Annotated in this window: 14 protein-coding genes; 8 read left to right on the forward strand and 6 right to left on the reverse strand. The window is 60.0% G+C overall.

Annotation, left to right across the window (positions count from 1 at the left end; translation table 11 throughout):
- Positions 1-52: 52 nt before the first annotated feature.
- On the reverse strand, positions 53-1,000 hold the full coding sequence (gene corA / locus DBR30_RS10525; protein WP_005337059.1) for a magnesium/cobalt transporter CorA: 948 nt from the start codon (positions 998-1,000) through the stop codon (positions 53-55).
- 292 nt (positions 1,001-1,292) lie between these two features.
- Positions 1,293-2,936: an electron transfer flavoprotein-ubiquinone oxidoreductase gene (locus tag DBR30_RS10530; RefSeq protein WP_108539625.1), complete on the reverse strand. Its 1,644-nt coding sequence runs from the start codon at positions 2,934-2,936 to the stop codon at positions 1,293-1,295.
- Positions 2,937-3,105: 169 nt separating this feature from the next.
- On the opposite strand from DBR30_RS10530, the gene DBR30_RS10535 reads away from it, so the two are divergent.
- The 5 genes from DBR30_RS10535 to aroG all read left to right on the forward strand — a co-directional run bounded on the left by DBR30_RS10535 (position 3,106) and on the right by aroG (position 8,882).
- Positions 3,106-3,858 (forward strand): electron transfer flavoprotein subunit beta/FixA family protein, encoded by a 753-nt coding sequence (locus DBR30_RS10535; RefSeq protein WP_108539628.1) that lies wholly within the window; start codon positions 3,106-3,108, stop codon positions 3,856-3,858.
- Positions 3,855-4,781 (forward strand): electron transfer flavoprotein subunit alpha/FixB family protein, encoded by a 927-nt coding sequence (locus DBR30_RS10540; RefSeq protein WP_108588337.1) that lies wholly within the window; start codon positions 3,855-3,857, stop codon positions 4,779-4,781. Before DBR30_RS10535 ends, DBR30_RS10540 begins: the two co-directional genes overlap by 4 nt.
- Positions 4,782-5,006: 225 nt before the next feature.
- The gene (gene serC / locus DBR30_RS10545) at positions 5,007-6,095 is read left to right on the forward strand and encodes a 3-phosphoserine/phosphohydroxythreonine transaminase (RefSeq protein WP_108540678.1); all 1,089 of its coding nucleotides are present in this window, start codon (positions 5,007-5,009) and stop codon (positions 6,093-6,095) included.
- 227 nt (positions 6,096-6,322) lie between these two features.
- Entirely contained in the window at positions 6,323-7,606 is a 1,284-nt protein-coding gene (gene aroA, locus DBR30_RS10550) for a 3-phosphoshikimate 1-carboxyvinyltransferase (protein WP_005351267.1), read from the forward strand.
- Between the two features lie 220 nt (positions 7,607-7,826).
- Entirely contained in the window at positions 7,827-8,882 is a 1,056-nt protein-coding gene (aroG, locus tag DBR30_RS10555) for a 3-deoxy-7-phosphoheptulonate synthase AroG (RefSeq protein ID WP_042080388.1), read from the forward strand.
- A gap of 126 nt (positions 8,883-9,008) precedes the next feature.
- Here the strand turns inward: aroG and DBR30_RS10560 are convergent, their stop codons facing one another.
- Positions 9,009-10,604 (reverse strand): methyl-accepting chemotaxis protein, encoded by a 1,596-nt coding sequence (locus DBR30_RS10560; protein ID WP_108540680.1) that lies wholly within the window; start codon positions 10,602-10,604, stop codon positions 9,009-9,011.
- A 256-nt stretch (positions 10,605-10,860) separates the two neighbouring features.
- Between DBR30_RS10560 and hutW the strand changes: the two genes are divergently transcribed.
- On the forward strand, positions 10,861-12,222 hold the full coding sequence (gene hutW, locus DBR30_RS10565; RefSeq protein ID WP_108588338.1) for a heme anaerobic degradation radical SAM methyltransferase ChuW/HutW: 1,362 nt from the start codon (positions 10,861-10,863) through the stop codon (positions 12,220-12,222).
- Positions 12,223-12,333: 111 nt separating this feature from the next.
- On the opposite strand, the gene DBR30_RS10570 is transcribed toward hutW, so the two are convergent.
- Together DBR30_RS10570 and DBR30_RS10575 are read right to left on the reverse strand one after the other, a co-directional pair.
- Positions 12,334-13,737: a DEAD/DEAH box helicase gene (locus DBR30_RS10570; RefSeq protein WP_108541715.1), complete on the reverse strand. Its 1,404-nt coding sequence runs from the start codon at positions 13,735-13,737 to the stop codon at positions 12,334-12,336.
- 160 nt (positions 13,738-13,897) lie between these two features.
- Positions 13,898-14,374: a glutathione peroxidase gene (locus DBR30_RS10575; protein ID WP_108541716.1), complete on the reverse strand. Its 477-nt coding sequence runs from the start codon at positions 14,372-14,374 to the stop codon at positions 13,898-13,900.
- A 334-nt stretch (positions 14,375-14,708) separates the two neighbouring features.
- On the opposite strand from DBR30_RS10575, the gene DBR30_RS10580 reads away from it, so the two are divergent.
- Both DBR30_RS10580 and DBR30_RS10585 read left to right on the forward strand, forming a co-directional pair.
- Positions 14,709-15,317, forward strand: coding sequence for a 2OG-Fe(II) oxygenase (locus DBR30_RS10580; RefSeq protein ID WP_005360026.1), 609 nt, complete (start codon positions 14,709-14,711; stop codon positions 15,315-15,317).
- A 204-nt stretch (positions 15,318-15,521) separates the two neighbouring features.
- Positions 15,522-16,511 (forward strand): D-alanine--D-alanine ligase, encoded by a 990-nt coding sequence (locus tag DBR30_RS10585; protein ID WP_108541718.1) that lies wholly within the window; start codon positions 15,522-15,524, stop codon positions 16,509-16,511.
- Between the two features lie 170 nt (positions 16,512-16,681).
- Here DBR30_RS10585 and DBR30_RS22045 read toward each other — a convergent pair.
- Positions 16,682-17,403, reverse strand: a 722-nt coding sequence (locus DBR30_RS22045; RefSeq protein WP_308813270.1) for a glycosyl hydrolase-related protein, incomplete at its 5' end; no start/stop codon positions are given.

Below are 17,403 nucleotides of genomic sequence, written 5' to 3' on the forward strand. Positions count from 1 at the left end.
GGCCATGCCCCCCAATCCGTTTCTTCAGATATCGCAGCGCGCGTCGGCGGCGTTACAGCCAGCCTTTGCGCTTGAAGAAGAGGCCGGTGCCGAGCGATGACATCACCATCAGCACCAGTGACATGGGATAACCATACTCCCAGGCGAGCTCCGGCATGCGGCCAAAGTTCATGCCGTAGATACTGGCGATCAGGGTCGGCGGCAGGAAGATCACGGCGGCTACCGAGAAGATCTTGATCACCTTGTTCTGCTCCAGATTGGTCACCCCCATGGAGGCCTCCAGCTGGAAGTTGATCTTGTCGAACAGGAACTGGGTGTGGGGCAACAGGGATTCCACGTCGTGCAGCATCTCGTCGATCCACTTGTTCTGCTCAAGGCTCATGCGCTGGCGCAGGCTGCGTTTGAGGAAACGCAGGGCGCGGCGGGTATCGTGCAGAGAGAGACGGATCTGGCCGTTGGCCTCTTCCTGTGCCATCAACTCTTTGAGCATGGGGTTGATCTGATCCGGCTCGAAGATCTGATCGGCGGTGTTTTCCAAGGTCTTGTAACCATCCTCGATAAGGTCGGAGAGGTACTCCACCTTGAGGTTTTGCACCTCCAGCAGGATATCGAGGGCATCCTCCACCTCCAGCCGATCCTGGCGCATATAGTGGCGCAGCAGGCGCACCAGCCCGATGTCATCTTCACGAATGCTGATCAGCAGGTTGTTGCGCAGGGTAAAGGAGACGTGGACACCCTTGGTGTCACGACCGATCCGCTGGGGAAACAGGGAGTGAATGTGCAGACCATCGGTATCCCAGTAAAAACGGGCGGATGCTTCGATGTCGTCGAGCTCTTCCTTGTCGGGGACCTCTTCCAGGAACAGGCCCGTCAACCATTCTCGCTCTGCCGTGTCCGGCTTGTAGGCATCCAGCCAGACCGTGTTGTCAGGTACTATGTCGTCAGGCCCGAGCGTGACTATGTCCAGCACCTTGTTGTTGAGAATGTAGGCGGTGATCATCTGTCCCCCCTTAAAAAGTCATGGGTAATCAGGGATGGTTGCACAGGTCATGCGGCCTTAGATCGCTGCAGAAGGCGATCCCGTGGATAAGCAGATCGGGCCGATGGAAAACCTGAATGCGGCGAACTATACAGGGGCGGGCCGCGCTTGTCAGGGGCTATTCATCAGGGATTCAGCTTGTTTGTTCAAAAAAACAGCGAGGTCGGATCACCTGAGCGGCTATGCGGGGTAGAACCCGCCTTTGGCTGGGGGAGGGGCAGCTGGGGCTGCTTGTTGCCGCTGCCCCGCTTCATCACATATTCGGATAATTGGGCCCGGAGCCCCCTTGTGGCGGTGTCCAGATGATATTTTGACTGGGATCTTTAATGTCACAGGTCTTGCAGTGAATGCAGTTGGCTGCATTGATCTGCAGTTTGGCCGCACCTTCCGTTTCCAGTACTTCAAACACCCCGGCCGGGCAGTAGCGTTGGGCGGGTTCAGCCCAGGTGGGCAGATTGACCTCGACCGGAATGCGCTCGTCCTGCAGCTTGAGGTGGCAAGGTTGATCCTCGTCGTGACTGGTGTTGGCCAGATACACAGATGAGAGCTTGTCAAAGCTCAGCTTGCCATCGGGTTTGGGATAATGGATGGGCTCGCAGCGGCTGGCCACACGCAGCTGACGATAATCGTGAGCCTTATCGAGCAGCTTGAAGGGCGAGTTTGCGCCAAACAGCCGCTGCTCCAGCCAGTTGAAGGCACCGCCCAACCAGGGACCATAGCGGTGAAGCACCGCGCCGAAGTTGCGCGCCGCCTTGAGTTCGCGGGCCAGCCAGCTCTGGTGCAGCTCGTCACCATACTGGGCCAGATCCCGGCCTCCCTCATCGCCCCCCCGCAGCACCATCGCGACGGTTTTTGCCGCCAGCATGCCGGACTTCATGGCGGTGTGGATCCCCTTGATGCGGGAAAAGTCGAGAGTGCCCGCATCACAACCGATCAGCAGGCCGCCCGGGAAGTGCATACGGGGCAGGGCGTGCCAGCCCCCCTTGGTGATGGCGCGGGCGCCATAGCTGATGCGCTCCCCATCTTGCAACACGCCAGCGATAAGCGGGTGATGCTTGAGGCGCTGGAATTCGTCGAACGGGCTGAGCCAGGGATTCTGGTAGTTGAGATCGACAATCAGCCCGACTGCCACCTGATCCCCCTCCATGTGATAGAGATAGAAGCCACCGTGGCTATTGCCGTCCCCCTGCTTGCCAAGGGGCCAGCCACTGCCGTGCAGCACCTGTCCCGCTTTGCCTTGGCCAGCAGGCAGTTGCCACAGCTCCTTGAAGCCGATGGCATAGTGCTGGGGCTGGGCAGGGCTTGCCAGATTGAATGCGGCGATCAGCTGTTTGCCGAGATGACCGCGGGCCCCCTCGGCAAAGAGGGTGTAGCGGCCGAGCAGCGCCATGCCGGGCACATGATCAGCTTTTGGATTGCCCGCCCGATCCAGCCCCAGATCGCCGGTGATCACCCCCTTGACCCGGCCCGCTTCCATGATAAGTTCGCTGGCGGTAAACCCCGGGTAAATTTCGACTCCCAGTTTTTCCGCCTGTTGGCCAAGCCAGCGGCAGAGATTGCCGAGGCTGACGATGTGACAGCCCTCATTGTGCATCCGGGGTGGCACCGCCCAGGCGGGGAGTTGCAGAGAGTGTTGCTCGCTTTGCAGCAGATGAACCTGATCGTCGCTGACCGGCACGCCGAGCGGCGCTTGCTGCCAGCCATCCGGCAGCAGCTCTTGCAAGGCGATGGGGTCAAACAGGGCGCCGGAGAGCAGATGGGCGCCAATTTCCGCTCCCTTCTCCAGCAGGCAGACCGAGAGAGTGGCATCCTGCTGTTTCAGGGCGATGGCTGCACTGAGCCCCGCCGGACCGCCGCCGACGATGACGACATCAAATTCCATTGCTTCCCGTTCCATCTTGCCTCTGCGCTCTGGTTGGCCTAGGGTAATGCTGGTAGTTTACGTAAACGTAAAGCAGTTGTAAGCAAAACTGAGCAAGAAAAAGCAAAAAATCAGGGAAGAGCGTACTGCAACAAACGCAGAGGCACACTAATGAATTCAATCCAAAGAGACGAGGCATGACCCCATGAAGCTGCTGGTCGCGATCAAACGGGTAGTCGACTACAACGTCAAGATCCGGGTGAAGGGAGACGGCTCCGATGTGGAGCTCGCCAATGTTAAGATGGGGATCAACCCCTTTTGTGAAATTGCGGTGGAGGAGGGGGTCAGGCTGCGGGAAGCCGGGGTTGCCAGCGAACTGGTGGTAGTGACCTTTGGCCCTGACGCTGCCGCCGAGCAACTGCGCCATGGGCTGGCGCTGGGGGCGGATCGGGCGTTGCATTATGTCACCGATGAGACGCTCGCTCCGCTGACGGTTGCCCGCGCCTTGCACAAGGTGTGTGAGCAGGAGCAGCCGGATCTGGTGCTGCTTGGCAAGCAGTCCATCGATTCAGACAACAATCAGGTGGCCCAGATGCTGGCGGCCCTCAATGAGTGGCCGCTGGCGACCTGCGCGTCAGCCCTCAAGGTGGAAGCGGGAGAACTGCTGGTGACTCGCGAAATCGACGGTGGCCTCGAGACCATGGGCATGCCGTTGCCTGCGGTGGTGAGCGCCGATCTGCGTTTGAATGAACCACGTTTTGCCTCGCTGCCGAACATCATGAAGGCCAAGCGCAAGCCGCTTGATAACGCTCCGTTCTCGACACTCGCCGTTGAGGTGGCCAACCAGACCCGTTTGCTCGGGGTGATGGCGCCGCCAGCCCGCAGCGCCGGGAGCAAGGTGGGCTCGGTGGACGAGCTGGTGGACAAACTCAAACATGAAGCGAAGGTGCTGCCATGAGCGTGCTGATCATTGCCGAACATCATCAGGGCCATCTGGCCGATAACGTGGCACAACTGGTCACCGCCGCCGGATCCATCGGCGGTCAAGTTGATCTGCTGTTGCTGGGGCAGGGGCTGACCGAGGCGGGTGAACAGGCGGCTGCCATTGGCGGTGTCGACAAGGTGTTGCTTGCCGAACATCCCCGCTTGGCCGACGGGCTGCTGGATGGGGTGGACAAGCTGCTGGCCAGCTGGTGCGAAGGTTACAGCCACTGCCTGATGGCGGCGAGTGCCATGGGCAAGGCGCTGCTGCCACAGGTGGCGGCCCGGCTCGGGGTGGAGATGCTCTCCGAGGTGACGGCTATCGAGAGCAGCGATACCTTCCTGCGCCCCATCTATGCGGGCAATGCCATTGCCAGAGTGGCAAGCTCGGCGCCCGTCAAGGTGATGACGGTGCGGGCCACCGCGTTTGCCAAGGCGGCGACGGGCGGGCAGGCTCTCATCGAGCACTTGGCCGTGCCCGAATTCGCAGGCCGTACCCGGTTGGTCGAGCGCCGAGCGGTGCGCTCCAGCAGGCCCGAACTGACCGCCGCCCGGGTGGTTGTCTCCGGTGGTCGCGCCCTTGGTTCCAAGGCGCAGTTTGCCCTGATTGAGGCGCTGGCCGACAAGCTGGGTGGGGCGGTGGGGGCATCGCGAGCCGCTGTTGATGCGGGATATGTCGCCAACGATCTGCAGGTGGGGCAGACCGGCAAGGTGGTGGCGCCCGAGCTCTATATCGCGGTCGGTATTTCGGGGGCCATCCAGCATCTGGCGGGGATGAAGGAGTCGAAGGTGATCGTGGCCATCAACAAGGACAGCGACGCCCCCATCTTTCAGGTGGCGGACTACGGGCTGGTGGGGGATCTCTTCACTCTGCTGCCGGAGCTCACCGCCAAACTGTAAATTTGTCAGAAATGGCTGGACTGTGGTCGTTTATGCGCTCTGCCCGCCATTTCTGTGCATGTTCCCTGCAAGCCCTGACCCGTTCAGGGCTTTTTCTACTGCAAGGGGGACGCAGAGTGACGGTAAAAGGTTGAGCCAGCTCCCAAAAAGCCTTTGATCCGCTGGCTGCTCTTGTGTAAAACCTGACAAGTCATCGATTACTCTCATCCACTCACGGAAAGCGTCATGAGCAAACAGATTTACAACTTCTGCGCCGGCCCCGCCATGCTGCCGGTTGAAGTCATGGAGCGCGCCCAGCGCGAATTTTGTAATTTTCAGGGGCTGGGAGCCTCGGTCATGGAGCTTTCCCATCGCGGCAAGCCCTACATGGCGGTTGCCGAGAAGGCCGAAGCTGATTTGCGCGAACTGCTGGCTGTGCCGGACAACTACAAGGTGCTCTTCATGCACGGCGGCGGCCGCGGTCAGTTCTCCGCCGTGCCCATGAACCTGCTGGGTGGGGCCAACAAGAAGGCGGACTTCCTGCTGACTGGCGTCTGGTCCCAGAGCGCGGTGGATGAAGCCAAAAAGTATGGCGATATCCAGACCTTCCAGGGGGTTGCCAAGAACGAGCAGGGGATCTCTCACCTGTTGCCGACCCCGGCGTTTCGCGCCGATACGGCCTATGTTCACTACTGCCCGAACGAAACCATTGACGGCATCGAGATGTTTGACATCCCGGCCACTGGCGAGGTGCCGCTGGTGGCGGATCTCTCCTCCACCATTCTCTCCCGTCCTCTCGACGTGAGCCGCTTTGGCATCATCTATGCTGGTGCCCAGAAAAATATCGGGCCGTCCGGGCTTGCCATCGCCATCGTGCGCGATGACTTGCTGGATCAGGCCAGAGCCGATGTCCCCTCTATTTTTGACTATCAGCTCACCGCCAAGAACGACTCCATGTTCAACACGCCGCCCACCTACGCCTGGTATCTGGCCGGTCTGGTGTTCGAGTGGCTGAAAGAACAGGGTGGCCTCGAGGCGATGGAAGCGCGCAACAAGGAGAAGGCCGACTTCCTCTACGACTATCTCGATCAGTCGAGCTTCTATGGCAATCAGGTGGATGTCAGCTGCCGTTCGCGGATGAACATTCCGTTCCAGCTGAAAAATGCCGAGCTGGACAAGCAGTTCCTGGCCGAATCGGAAGCCGCTGGCCTGCTGGCCCTCAAAGGGCACCGCATCGTCGGTGGCATGCGTGCCAGCATCTACAACGCCATGCCGCTGGAGGGGGTGAAGGCCCTGGTCAGCTTTATGGATGGCTTTGCCAAGCGCAACGGCTGAGAAGAGAGTCCCTATTTGTTTGCTGGTGGCCTCTCGTGACAACCAGTGAGCCGCTTCCAGCTATTGCAGTGATTCAAGACGCCGAGGATACCCCGGCGTCTTTTTTTCAACAGAACCAGCGCGCTGGCGTTTGCCGTGCGATTTCCCCTGAAAGTGCCCTTGCCGAGCGGGACGCAGGCTGTTAACGTCCGGACAGGCGTTTATTTTTGAGATAGCACAGGAAGTCTATGAATTCGTTGCGTTTGGAACCCATTTCTCGTGTGGCCGGTGAGGTCAATCTGCCCGGCTCCAAGAGTGTCTCTAACCGTGCGCTGCTGCTGGCGGCGCTGGCTCGTGGCACCACCCGTCTGACCAACCTGCTCGACAGCGATGACATTCGTCATATGCTGGCTGCGCTGACCCAGCTCGGGGTCAAGTACAAGCTCTCTGCCGACAAGACCGAGTGTACCGTGCAGGGTCTGGGTCGCAGCTTCGCGGTGAAAGAGCCGGTCAATCTGTTCCTTGGCAACGCCGGTACTGCGATGCGTCCGCTCTGCGCCGCGCTATGCCTAGGTTCCGGTGAATATACCTTGGGCGGCGAGCCGCGCATGGAAGAGCGTCCTATCGGCCATCTGGTGGATGCCCTGCGTGAAGCGGGAGCCCATATCCAGTACCTGAAACACGATGGTTATCCGCCGCTGGTGGTGGATGCCAAGGGGCTGTGGGGCGGTGATGTGCACGTCGATGGTTCCGTCTCCAGCCAGTTCCTGACCGCGTTTTTGATGGCGGCGCCGATGGCAGCCGGTGATACCCGGATCCACATCAAGGGAGAGCTGGTCTCCAAGCCCTACATCGACATCACCCTGCACATCATGAAGCAGTTCGGGGTGGTCATCGAGCACGACAACTACAAGCTGTTCTACATCAAGGGCAACCAGACCTACATCAGCCCGGGTGATTTTCTGGTGGAAGGGGATGCCTCCAGCGCCTCCTACTTCCTCGCGGCGGGCGCCATCAAGGGCAAGGTGCGGGTCACCGGCATCGGCAAGCACAGCATTCAGGGTGATATTCACTTCGCCGACGTGCTGGAGAAGATGGGCGCGCGCATCACCTGGGGCGATGATTTCATCGAGGCGGAGCAGGCGCCGCTGCACGGAGTGGATATGGACATGAACCATATTCCCGATGCGGCCATGACCATCGCCGTTGCCGCGCTGTTTGCCGAGGGGCCGACCTCCATTCGCAATATCTACAACTGGCGGGTGAAAGAGACCGATCGTCTGCACGCCATGGCGACCGAGCTGCGCAAGCTGGGCGTCGAAGTGGAGGAGGGGCATGATTTCATCACCGTGACCCCGCCGACCCAGCTCAAGCATGCCGAGATCGATACCTACAACGATCACCGTATCGCCATGTGCTTCTCGCTGGTGGCGCTGTCGGATACACCGGTCACCATCAATGATCCCAAGTGCACCTCGAAGACCTTCCCGGATTACTTCGACAAGCTGGCCAGTATCAGCCAGCGTGGCTGATCACTGACAAACCCGTCATCACCGACGCTTCGGGCCCGCGCTGAGCGGGCCTTTTTGCCTTCCTCACCAGCATCGTCATTTCGCTTAGCATCATTTCAATAACTTGCAAGATTGCCATATAAAATAGTTTTGTAATTGCTGTAATTTCCTATTTACACATGCCCTGTCGCGGGCTATGTTGAGATTTCCTAATCGCAGTCATCTAGCAGGAAGCCTTGTCATGCAGCATCAAACCGACGACGTTCGTATCAGTGAAATCAAAGAGTTATTACCCCCGGTTGCGGTGCTTGAGAAGTTTCCGGCTACCGAGGTGGCCTCGTCCACCGTGTTTGAATCCCGTCAGGCCATTCACAATATCCTGGCTGGCGAAGATGATCGTCTGCTGGTGGTGATTGGTCCTTGCTCCATCCATGATCCGGTTGCCGCGCTGGAGTATGGCAAGCGCCTCAAGGCGCTGCGCGACGAGCTGAAAGATCAGCTGGAGATCGTGATGCGGGTCTACTTCGAAAAACCGCGTACCACAGTGGGCTGGAAGGGGCTGATCAACGATCCGTACCTCGACAACAGCTGCAAGATCAACGATGGTCTGCGCATTGGTCGCAAGCTGTTGCTGGATCTCAACGACATGGGGCTGCCGACTGCCTCCGAGTTCCTCGACATGATCACCCCGCAATATGTGGCGGATCTGATGAGCTGGGGCGCGATCGGTGCCCGTACTACCGAATCCCAGGTACACCGCGAGCTGGCCTCCGGTCTCTCCTGTCCGGTGGGCTTCAAGAACGGCACTGACGGCACCATCAAGGTTGCCATCGATGCCATTGGCGCTGCCAGTGCGCCGCACCACTTCCTTTCGGTTACCAAATACGGTCACTCCGCCATCGTGGCGACCCGCGGCAACCCGGACTGTCACATCATTCTGCGTGGTGGCCGTGAGCCGAACTACAGCGCGGCCCATGTCAGCGAAGTTGTGAAGGGGTTGGAGAAGGCCGGTCTGCCGCAGAAGGTGATGATCGACTTTAGTCATGCCAACAGCAGCAAGCAGTTCAAGAACCAGATGGTGGTGGCCGAGGATGTGGCCGGCCAACTGCGTGCCGGCAGCAAAGCGGTGTTTGGTGTGATGGTGGAGAGCCATCTGGTAGAAGGCCGTCAGGATCTGGTGGAAGGGTGTGAACTCACCGTCGGTCAGAGCATCACCGATGCCTGCATCGGTTGGGCCGATACCGAAGTGCTGCTGCGCAATCTGGCGGATGCCGTCGCAACCCGTAACGCCCGTTAAAGCTATCCTGGCGGCGCTGCTAATAATCAGAGCGCCGCTTGAGTAGCAACGCGGCCGTTCGGCCAAATCGAATCCATAAAGCAAAAGCGCGACCCTCGGGTCGCGCTTTTTCGTTGGTGAAGTGGATTACCAGCGGTAGGTTTTCAGCAGCGCCTCCAGTTTCTGGCACTGCTCTACCAGCTGAATGCTGGCGAGGTTGGCGGCGTGCGCCTGACCCAGGGTGTCGTTGGAGGTGTTGCGAATATCGCTCACCGAGCTGTCTACCTCATGGCAGACCCTGTCCTGCTCTTCGGCCGACTGGGCCATCTGGGCGTTGAGGTCGTTGATGCGGGCGATGCGCTCGATGATGTTCTGCATGGCTGCCAGGGTCGCCTCGGTTTTGCTGATGCTCTCATCGGCTTTGCTTTTTGCATCCCCGATCACCGTAACTGCGCTCTGGGCCTCATTTTGCAGGGTGGCGATCATCTGGGAGATCTCCTCGCTGGCGGCGCGGCTACGGTTGGAGAGGGCCCGCACTTCATCGGCCACCACCGCAAAGCCACGGCCTTGCTCACCTGCCCGCGCCGCTTCAATCGCAGCGTTGAGGGCCAGCAGGTTGGTCTGATCGGCAATCCCTTTGATCACCTCGAGCACACCGTCAACAGCCAGGCAGCGGCTGTCGAGTTGCTGGATCACCTGATCCACCCGATCGATCTCTGCCGACATCTCGCCCATATCTGTGATGGAGTGCTGGGCGAGGCGGCTGGTGTCGGCGGCATCCTGATTGGTGAGGGCGGAGAGCTCGGCGCTGTGGCGGGCATGTTCGCGCACTTCATGAGAGCTGGTGGCCAGTTCGCTTACGGCGGCGGCGACCTGGGTGGTCATCCCCTCTTGTTGACGGGCCGAGTTTTCGGTCTGGGTCGCCACCTGACGGATCTGGTTCGACTCCTGATAGAGCTGGTGGGTTGCCCCTTCCACCTCCTGCAGGCTGTGGCGGAATCCCTGCACCATGTCATTGACGGCGCGGGTCATCTGGCCCAGTTCATCCCGGCTGTGATTGACCAGGGGGAGGGCGAGGTCGCGCTCTTTGGCCATCCGGATCATGGTGAGCTGCAACTGGCGCAGGGGGTGTTTCACGTAACGTTGCAATACCCACCAGAGCAAGCCGAAGCCGAGGCTGAAGACGGCGGCCAGGCTGCCGCTCAGGATCAGGTTGTTGTGGCGGATCTCGCCGAAGGTGTGGCTGAGGTCATAACTGATCCGCACTGCCCCCATCACGGTTCCTTCATTGACCTGGTGACAGGTGAGGCACTGGGTGCCGCGATACTCCTTGTAAGCTTTGAACGGTTTGATCAGGGTGAGCCGGTTGCCCTGCTGCTCCAGGATGGCTTCGCCCTGATTGATGGCACGCTCATCGAGGGGATCCTGCGCTTTCTGATCCGGGTGACCCGGGCCAAACAGGTTGCTGACGGCCGGCGCGCGCACCAGGCGGGCCTCAACGATGCCCGCTTCACTCTTGAGTTTGGTCTGCACTATCTGCCGGTTGGCCATGCCACCTGTCATCATCAGCACGTTCACCTGATCCATATAGGTGTTGGCCATGCTCTCAACTTTCTCCTCTGCCAGCCGGATGGCGAGATCCCGTTGCAGCCAGGCGGAGAGCTCGAAGCAGAGGCCAAAGGTGGTGCTGATGACCAGCGCAAGAGGGAGGAATATTTTCCAGTTCAAGGAGAGGTTATGCATTTTGGGCAAGTTCCATGCGCTTGGTGTTGTTATGTGATCCCGTATCATCTTGATCGTAGACGAAGAAACGGCGGGAGATGGTTCTCTATCGGCACACGATAACCACTCTTGAGTAAATAATCTGTTAAGCAGATCGGTAATGCTGGTTGCCAAAATACCTTTCGGGAGGGGGGCTGCTCCTCGGGTTGATCCAGAACAAATTGCCAGTAACGATAATCGTTATCATTGTCATTATTTGCTGATAATAGTGACCATCATGAATCTGACCCCTTCCATGACCGGTATTGCCACGCCGGATCCCCTCAAGTTTGCTTTTAGCGCCAAGACCTCGGCTCACGCCAGTCGGGGAGGGATGCGCCCCTTCCCGCTGGATGAGGCTGGCTGGCAGAGCTGGTGGCAGCGAGAGAGTGAAGCTGAGGAGCGCGCCCTCTACATCCATATTCCGTTTTGCCGAAAGCGCTGCAGTTTCTGCAATTTCTTTGAAAATGGTGCCAACCCGGCGCGGATCAACCGCTATGTCAACGCCCTCTGCGCCTCCCTTGCGCAGGCGGCTGACACCCCGCTGGCGCAGAGCATGCCGTTTTCAGCCGTCTATGTGGGGGGCGGTACACCGACCGACATGAGCGCCGACGAGCTGGCCATGCTGGCCGCCGTGATCCGCCGTTTCCCGCTGGCGGCGGATGCCGAGGTGACGCTGGAGGGGCGGCTCAACGGCTTTGATGATGAGAAATGGCAGGCGGCGCTGGCGGGGGGCTTCAACCGTTTCTCATTCGGGGTGCAGAGTTTTGATACCCGGGTGCGTCAGCAGGCGGCCCGTTTCGATGACAGGGAGACGCTGCTGACCCGTCTGGGTGAGCTGACCCGGGATGATGCGGCTGTGATCGTGGCGGATCTTATCTTTGGTCTGCCCGGTCAGGATGATGCCGTGTGGCAGCAGGATATCCGTGATGTGATGGCGAGCGGTGTACACGGGGTCGATCTCTACCAGCTCATCGCTATGCAGGGCACCAATCTGGAGCGAGCGCAGGAGAAGGGCACCCTGGATTGGCTCGCCGATGGTCAGCAGCGGGCGGCCATGTATGCCTATGGCGGAGCGCAACTGGAAGCCCACGGCTGGGAGCGTCTATCTTGCAGCCACTGGCGGCGCAGTCCGGCCGAGCAGAGTCGCTATAACCAGATGGCCAAGCGCGGTGCGGAGATCCTCCCTTTTGGTGCCGGTGCGGGGGGCAGTATTCTTGGTCACGGCTTGATGTATGGGCGGGATCTGGCCCCCTGGCACGATGCGCTGGCCAGTGGCAAGCGGGCGCCCGGGATGGTGATGGGGCGCAATCCCAATGCAAGGATGGACGGTCTGCTGCGTGGCGCCCTCGACAGCGGTGTGCTGGCGCTGGATCGTCTGCCAGCGCCTTTGCTGACCCATATGATGCCGCTTTTTGCCGTCTGGCAGCAGCACGGGCTGGCCGAGGTCGAGAATGCACGGTTGCAACTCACCCTCGCCGGACGCTTCTGGAACGTCAATATGCAGGCTGGCTTGTTCGAGTTCTTGCAGCTCAATCCGCTCGATGGTTCAGCGCCGCCCAGCCATGGTACTGCCGCGGTACGCCATTCGCTGGTTTGAGCCCGAGCGGAGCATTTGCAAGGAGCACTTGCACTGCTCCGTGCGATCCATAACGAAAGAGGGAGCCTTGCGGGCTCCCTCTTTTGGCTTGGCAGTTAGCGTCGCGCGAGCTTACTCGTCGCTGCTCTCCTGATAGCTGTCGCGCATTGCTTTGGGCAAGCGGCGCATTGGCGCAAAGCCGATATCCTCGCCCACTACTTCGCGCTTGCGGGACTTGTTTTGAGGAGACTGGGCGGGATTTTTGCTGGCATCACCCTTGGCTTTGCCCTTGCCCGCGGCTGGCTTGCCCTTGGCATTGCTGCTCTTGGCGTTGGCATGACCGCGAGCCCGAGGCGGGTTCTGCACCGGCTTGCTGCCCGGCAGAGTCTGGCGACTCGGCTTGCCGCTTGGCTCATACCCTTCCAGGATCTCCACGGACAGGGATTGGCCGATCAGGGCTTCGATCGCCTTGAGCTGACCCAGCTCGTCCTGGCTGACCAGCGAGATGGCCTCGCCGCCACGACCGGCGCGGCCGGTACGGCCGATACGGTGGATGTAATCCTCCGCCATCTGGGGCAGTTCAAAGTTGATCACGTAGGGCAGTTGATCGATGTCCAGACCGCGGGCGGCGATATCGGTCGCTACCAGCACCCGCACCTCGCCACTGCGAAAATCGGCCAGCGCCCGGTTGCGGGCACCCTGGCTCTTGTCACCGTGGATCGCCACGGTATTGAGGCCATCTTTTTGCATCTGCTGGGCGAGGCGGTCGGCGATCTGCTTGGTGCGGACAAACACCAGCACCCGCTGCCAGTTGCCACGGCCAATCATGTGGGAGAGCAGCTCGCGGCGGCGTTCCCGATCCACCTGAATGATGCGCTGGGTCACCTGTTCGGCGGCAGTATTGCTGGGGTCCACCTCGATCAGGGTGGGGTCGTTCAGCAGATCATCCGTCAGCGCCTTGATATCGTTTGAGAAGGTGGCAGAGAAGAGCAGGGTTTGCCGCTCTGCAGGCAGCGCCTTCATGATGCGGCGGATGTCGACGATAAAGCCCATGTCGAGCATGCGATCCGCTTCATCCAGCACCAGCACTTCCAGCTGGCTCAGGGTCAGGGCGCCCTGGGTCAGCAGATCCAGCAGACGGCCCGGGGTGGCGACCAGAATGTCCACCCCCAGCTTGATGGCGTCCAGATTGGGCTTGATGCTGACACCGCCATAGGCGATGAGAGTCTTGAATGGCAGGTGGTGGGCATACTTGATGATGCTCTCGCCCACCTGTGCCGCCAGTTCGCGGGTCGGGGTCAGTACCAGTGCGCGTACCTGACGACGGCCACGACCGTGGTTGGCCAGCAGACGCTGCAACATCGGCAGGGTGAAACCGGCCGTTTTGCCTGTGCCTGTCTGAGCGCCGCCGAGCACATCCTGACCGGCCAGAATGGCCGGAATGGCTTGCTGCTGGATGGGGGTTGGCTGTTCGTAACCCAGCTCCTTGACGGCCCGCAGAATATGCGGAGACAGACCCAGTTCGTTGAATGACATGTTCGAGAGAAACTCCTCTGGTGAGCCTTTGGCTCAGCGGATGACCGGCGCGGGCGCCAGCCACGATATGGAAATGATAACGGGGGCGTAATATAGCAAAAGAGCGGCCGCTGCGCAGTAGCTGTTGCACCGGCCGCTCTTTATGTGCCGCAAACAGCAATCAGAGCAGGTCGCGGATAGGGGCGACCAGACTCTCCGGCTTGGTGGTGGGAGCAAACCGCTCCACCACGTTGCCGTCACGGTCGATCAGGAATTTGGTGAAGTTCCACTTGACGTTTTCCAGCCCCAGCAGCCCCGGTTTCTCCTTTTTGAGCCACTGATAGAGCGGGTGGGCCTGCTCGCCGTTGACATCGCATTTGGCCATGATGGGGAAGGTGACCGGGTAGTCGAGGGAGCAGAAACGGGCGATCTCCTCGGCATCCCCCGGCTCCTGATTGCCGAACTGATTGCAGGGGAAGCCCAAAATCACCAGCCCCTTGGGGCCGAGTTCCCGATAGAGCGTTTCCAGCCCTTCATATTGGGGAGTAAAGCCGCAGCGACTGGCCACATTGACCACCAGCACCACCTTGCCCGCCAGTTGAGTCAGCGGGTAGGGGGTACCATCCAGTCGTTGCAAAGTGAGATCGGGCAGAGGCATAAGCAGAACCTTTTCTTGGTTGTCCGTGAGGTGTTCGGTCGTGGCGATAATTGCCAGATGAACGGCATGATGGTGATGGAACTACGGTATCGGTTGGCTCTTTTTGCGGCAAGAGACCCGCACTCTCTCTTCCCCTTGATTGCAAGGGCCATCACAGTTTCGACAGCCAATACGCTCTTTGGCAGGGCGGGATCACAACTGGCGACAAAAATGCGGGGAGGCGGGCAGCAACTCGCGTATTGATGTTGGGACTTCTCAAGAGAAGCAAACCGGTTTGTGACTTTGCCGGTAAGTCGCTACAAAGCGCCCTCTTTCCACTCATTGTGAGCCAATCTTGGACTATCAAGCTGCCATGGATGCCATTTACACTCGGGGATGGGTGATAGTGGATGATTTTTTGACCGCCGCCGAGGTGGATGCCCTCAAAGCCTGTTTGCCAAGCGAATGGCAACCGGCCGGGATCGGCCGTGACGCCCTGCACCAGGGCAATCCCGATATTCGCCGTGACCAGATCCACTGGCTGGAGCCCTCCCTCGGTGCGCCGGTGGCCGACTACCTCGCCCGGATGGAGTCCCTGCGTCTTGCCGCCAACCGGATGCTGATGCTGGGATTGTTCGACTACGAGGCCCACTTCGCCCGCTATCGCAGCGGGGATTTTTACGCCACCCATCGGGATGCCTTTGCCGGTCGCTCCAACCGCCGTCTTACCACCGTGTTTTACCTAAATAACGACTGGCTGCCCGAAGCGGGTGGAGTGCTGCGCATGTATGACGACAAGGAGCAGTTTCTGATGGATGTCAGCCCCAAGGGGGGGCGGCTGGTCATGTTTCTCTCCGAGGAGTTTCCCCACGAGGTGCTGCCTGCCAATCGTGAGCGCTACAGCATTGCCGGCTGGTTTCGGGTCAATGGCAACGGCATGGGAAGGGTCGATCCCCCGCGCTGAGGGGCAATGTGTCCCGATTTTGACACAGGGGAGACTTTTCACTGCAAGAAGTGGGGTCATGGGTCTCCCATCAGCTGACAAGGGTTGATCTCCCTTGCTACACTGGCGCGCACTTATGTTCGTATCTGGCTTCGTCCGGTTTTTATGGTGGTTGGCTTATCAAATGGTCATGACGAGGCCGCTTTTCCCAAGGGATCACATCTAATGAAGAACATGCATGTCTTGCTGCTGTGCGGCGGCGGTGGCTCCGAGCACGAAGTCTCTCTGCGCAGCGCCAATTTCCTCGAAAAACAACTCGCTCTCCTGCCCGGTGTCGAAGTGACCCGCGTCGAGATGTTTGCCGACCGCTGGCTCAGCGCCGACGGTCGCGAGTGCAAACTGGGGCTCGACAAGCTGCTCTCGTTTGACAGTGTGGCCCGTCCGGTAGACTACGTGGTGCCCTGCATCCACGGTTACCCGGGTGAGACCGGCGATCTGCAATCCTTCCTCGAGCTGGCCGGCCTGCCTTATCTCGGTTGCGACGCCGAAGCGAGCAAGATCTGCTTCAACAAGATCACCACCAAGCTGTGGCTCTCCGCCATCGGCATCCCCAATACCCCTTATCTGTTCCTGACCGAACAGGGTGATGCGGCTCTGGCTGAGGCGAAAGCGGCGCTGGCCAAGTGGGGCAAGGTCTTTATCAAGGCGGCCTCCCAGGGCTCTTCCGTTGGCTGCTACTCCGCCAGCAACGAAGCGGATCTGGTGAAGGGCATTGCCGATGCCTTCGGTTACTCCGAACAGGTTTTGATTGAAAAAGCGGTCAAGCCGCGCGAGCTGGAAGTGGCGGTTTACCAGTACGGTGACGAGCTGGTGGCCACCTATCCGGGCGAGATCTGTGTCCCGCAGGACAAGTTCTACACCTATGAAGAGAAGTACAGCAGTGCCAGCCATACCGAGACCGCACTGCGTGCCGAGGGGCTGACCCAGGCGCAGGCCGACGCTATTCACGAGTACGCCCTCAAGGCGTTCCGTCAGCTGAAACTGACTCACCTCTCCCGCATCGACTTCTTCCTGACCGACGAGGGCGAGATCCTGCTCAACGAAATCAACACCTTCCCGGGCATGACCTCCATCTCCATGTTCCCGAAACTGCTGGAGCATCACGGTCACGACTTCGCCCGCTACCTTGAGCAGATCCTGCGCAAGGCCAACTAAGCGGATTGCTCTCGCTGACGGGTGTTGATACCGTTCCAATAAAAATCCCCGCCAATTGGCGGGGATTTTTTTATGCCTTTATCAAGCGAGATAGGCCTGCCTGAGGGATAAGCAGGCGGGGAGGGGATGCTCCTCTCTCGCCTGTTGCTACCAGAGCGTGTTACCGACCGTTAGCGGCGAGTCACCCGAAAACGCACGCTGCGGGAGTGGCACTGCGCCAGTTCGCCAAACTCGCCAGCGGCCAGTTCAAGGGGCAGGGGCTGCTCGTCCATCCGCACCGCTTGCCAGTCGCTCAAGGTGTGCTCGCTAGTGACCTTGCCACCCTCCAGTACCGCCTGTTCGCTCGGGTTGTAGACCCGGATCACCAGTGCCTCTTCATCTTCGGCCTTTTTCAGGGCGCTCAGCACCGGGCCGGACGGATCCATGGTGAGCAGGCTGAAGTGGAGCGGGGTGGTGAAGCTCGCCTTGTTGAGCTTCATGGCATCGAACGGGATCTTGTTGTAGCAGCGCACCGGAGTGAGGTAGCTGCGCGCCGCCTGCATCACGTTGGCGCTGATGTGATCACCGGCAAACGCCAGCAGACTGAAACGGCAGCTGAGCTTGCCGCGTACCTGAGAGTCCGGGGTGGGCAACTTGATGCCGGAGGGGCGACCCGGGCGCAGCAGCAGCTCCTCTTTACCGAGTACGCCGACCCCGCGCAGCAGGGTGAGCGCCAGGGTGTCGCACTGCTCGCCGATCACTTCAAACTCGCGCAGGCCATCGCTCAATACCGCCAGCCCCTGCTTGCCATCTTGCAGGGCGACGAAGTTCATCAGCTGCCAGACCGGAATGGGGGCCTCTTTCCAGCCTTCTGCCTCCCAGTCGGCCATGGCACTGTCGCGGGTGGGGCGGG

The organism is Aeromonas sp. HMWF017, assembly GCF_003061465.1.
In the GTDB taxonomy this organism is placed as follows: Bacteria; Pseudomonadota; Gammaproteobacteria; order Enterobacterales; family Aeromonadaceae; genus Aeromonas; species Aeromonas veronii.

Coding starts and splice junctions, on each gene's coding strand:
- corA (WP_005337059.1), bottom strand. CDS start 1,000: ATGATCACCGCCTACATTCTCAACAACAAGGTGCTGGACATAGTCACG.
- DBR30_RS10530 (WP_108539625.1), bottom strand. CDS start 2,936: ATGGAACGGGAAGCAATGGAATTTGATGTCGTCATCGTCGGCGGCGGT.
- DBR30_RS10535 (WP_108539628.1), top strand. CDS start 3,106: ATGAAGCTGCTGGTCGCGATCAAACGGGTAGTCGACTACAACGTCAAG.
- DBR30_RS10540 (WP_108588337.1), top strand. CDS start 3,855: ATGAGCGTGCTGATCATTGCCGAACATCATCAGGGCCATCTGGCCGAT.
- serC (WP_108540678.1), top strand. CDS start 5,007: ATGAGCAAACAGATTTACAACTTCTGCGCCGGCCCCGCCATGCTGCCG.
- aroA (WP_005351267.1), top strand. CDS start 6,323: ATGAATTCGTTGCGTTTGGAACCCATTTCTCGTGTGGCCGGTGAGGTC.
- aroG (WP_042080388.1), top strand. CDS start 7,827: ATGCAGCATCAAACCGACGACGTTCGTATCAGTGAAATCAAAGAGTTA.
- DBR30_RS10560 (WP_108540680.1), bottom strand. CDS start 10,604: ATGCATAACCTCTCCTTGAACTGGAAAATATTCCTCCCTCTTGCGCTG.
- hutW (WP_108588338.1), top strand. CDS start 10,861: ATGAATCTGACCCCTTCCATGACCGGTATTGCCACGCCGGATCCCCTC.
- DBR30_RS10570 (WP_108541715.1), bottom strand. CDS start 13,737: ATGTCATTCAACGAACTGGGTCTGTCTCCGCATATTCTGCGGGCCGTC.
- DBR30_RS10575 (WP_108541716.1), bottom strand. CDS start 14,374: ATGCCTCTGCCCGATCTCACTTTGCAACGACTGGATGGTACCCCCTAC.
- DBR30_RS10585 (WP_108541718.1), top strand. CDS start 15,522: ATGAAGAACATGCATGTCTTGCTGCTGTGCGGCGGCGGTGGCTCCGAG.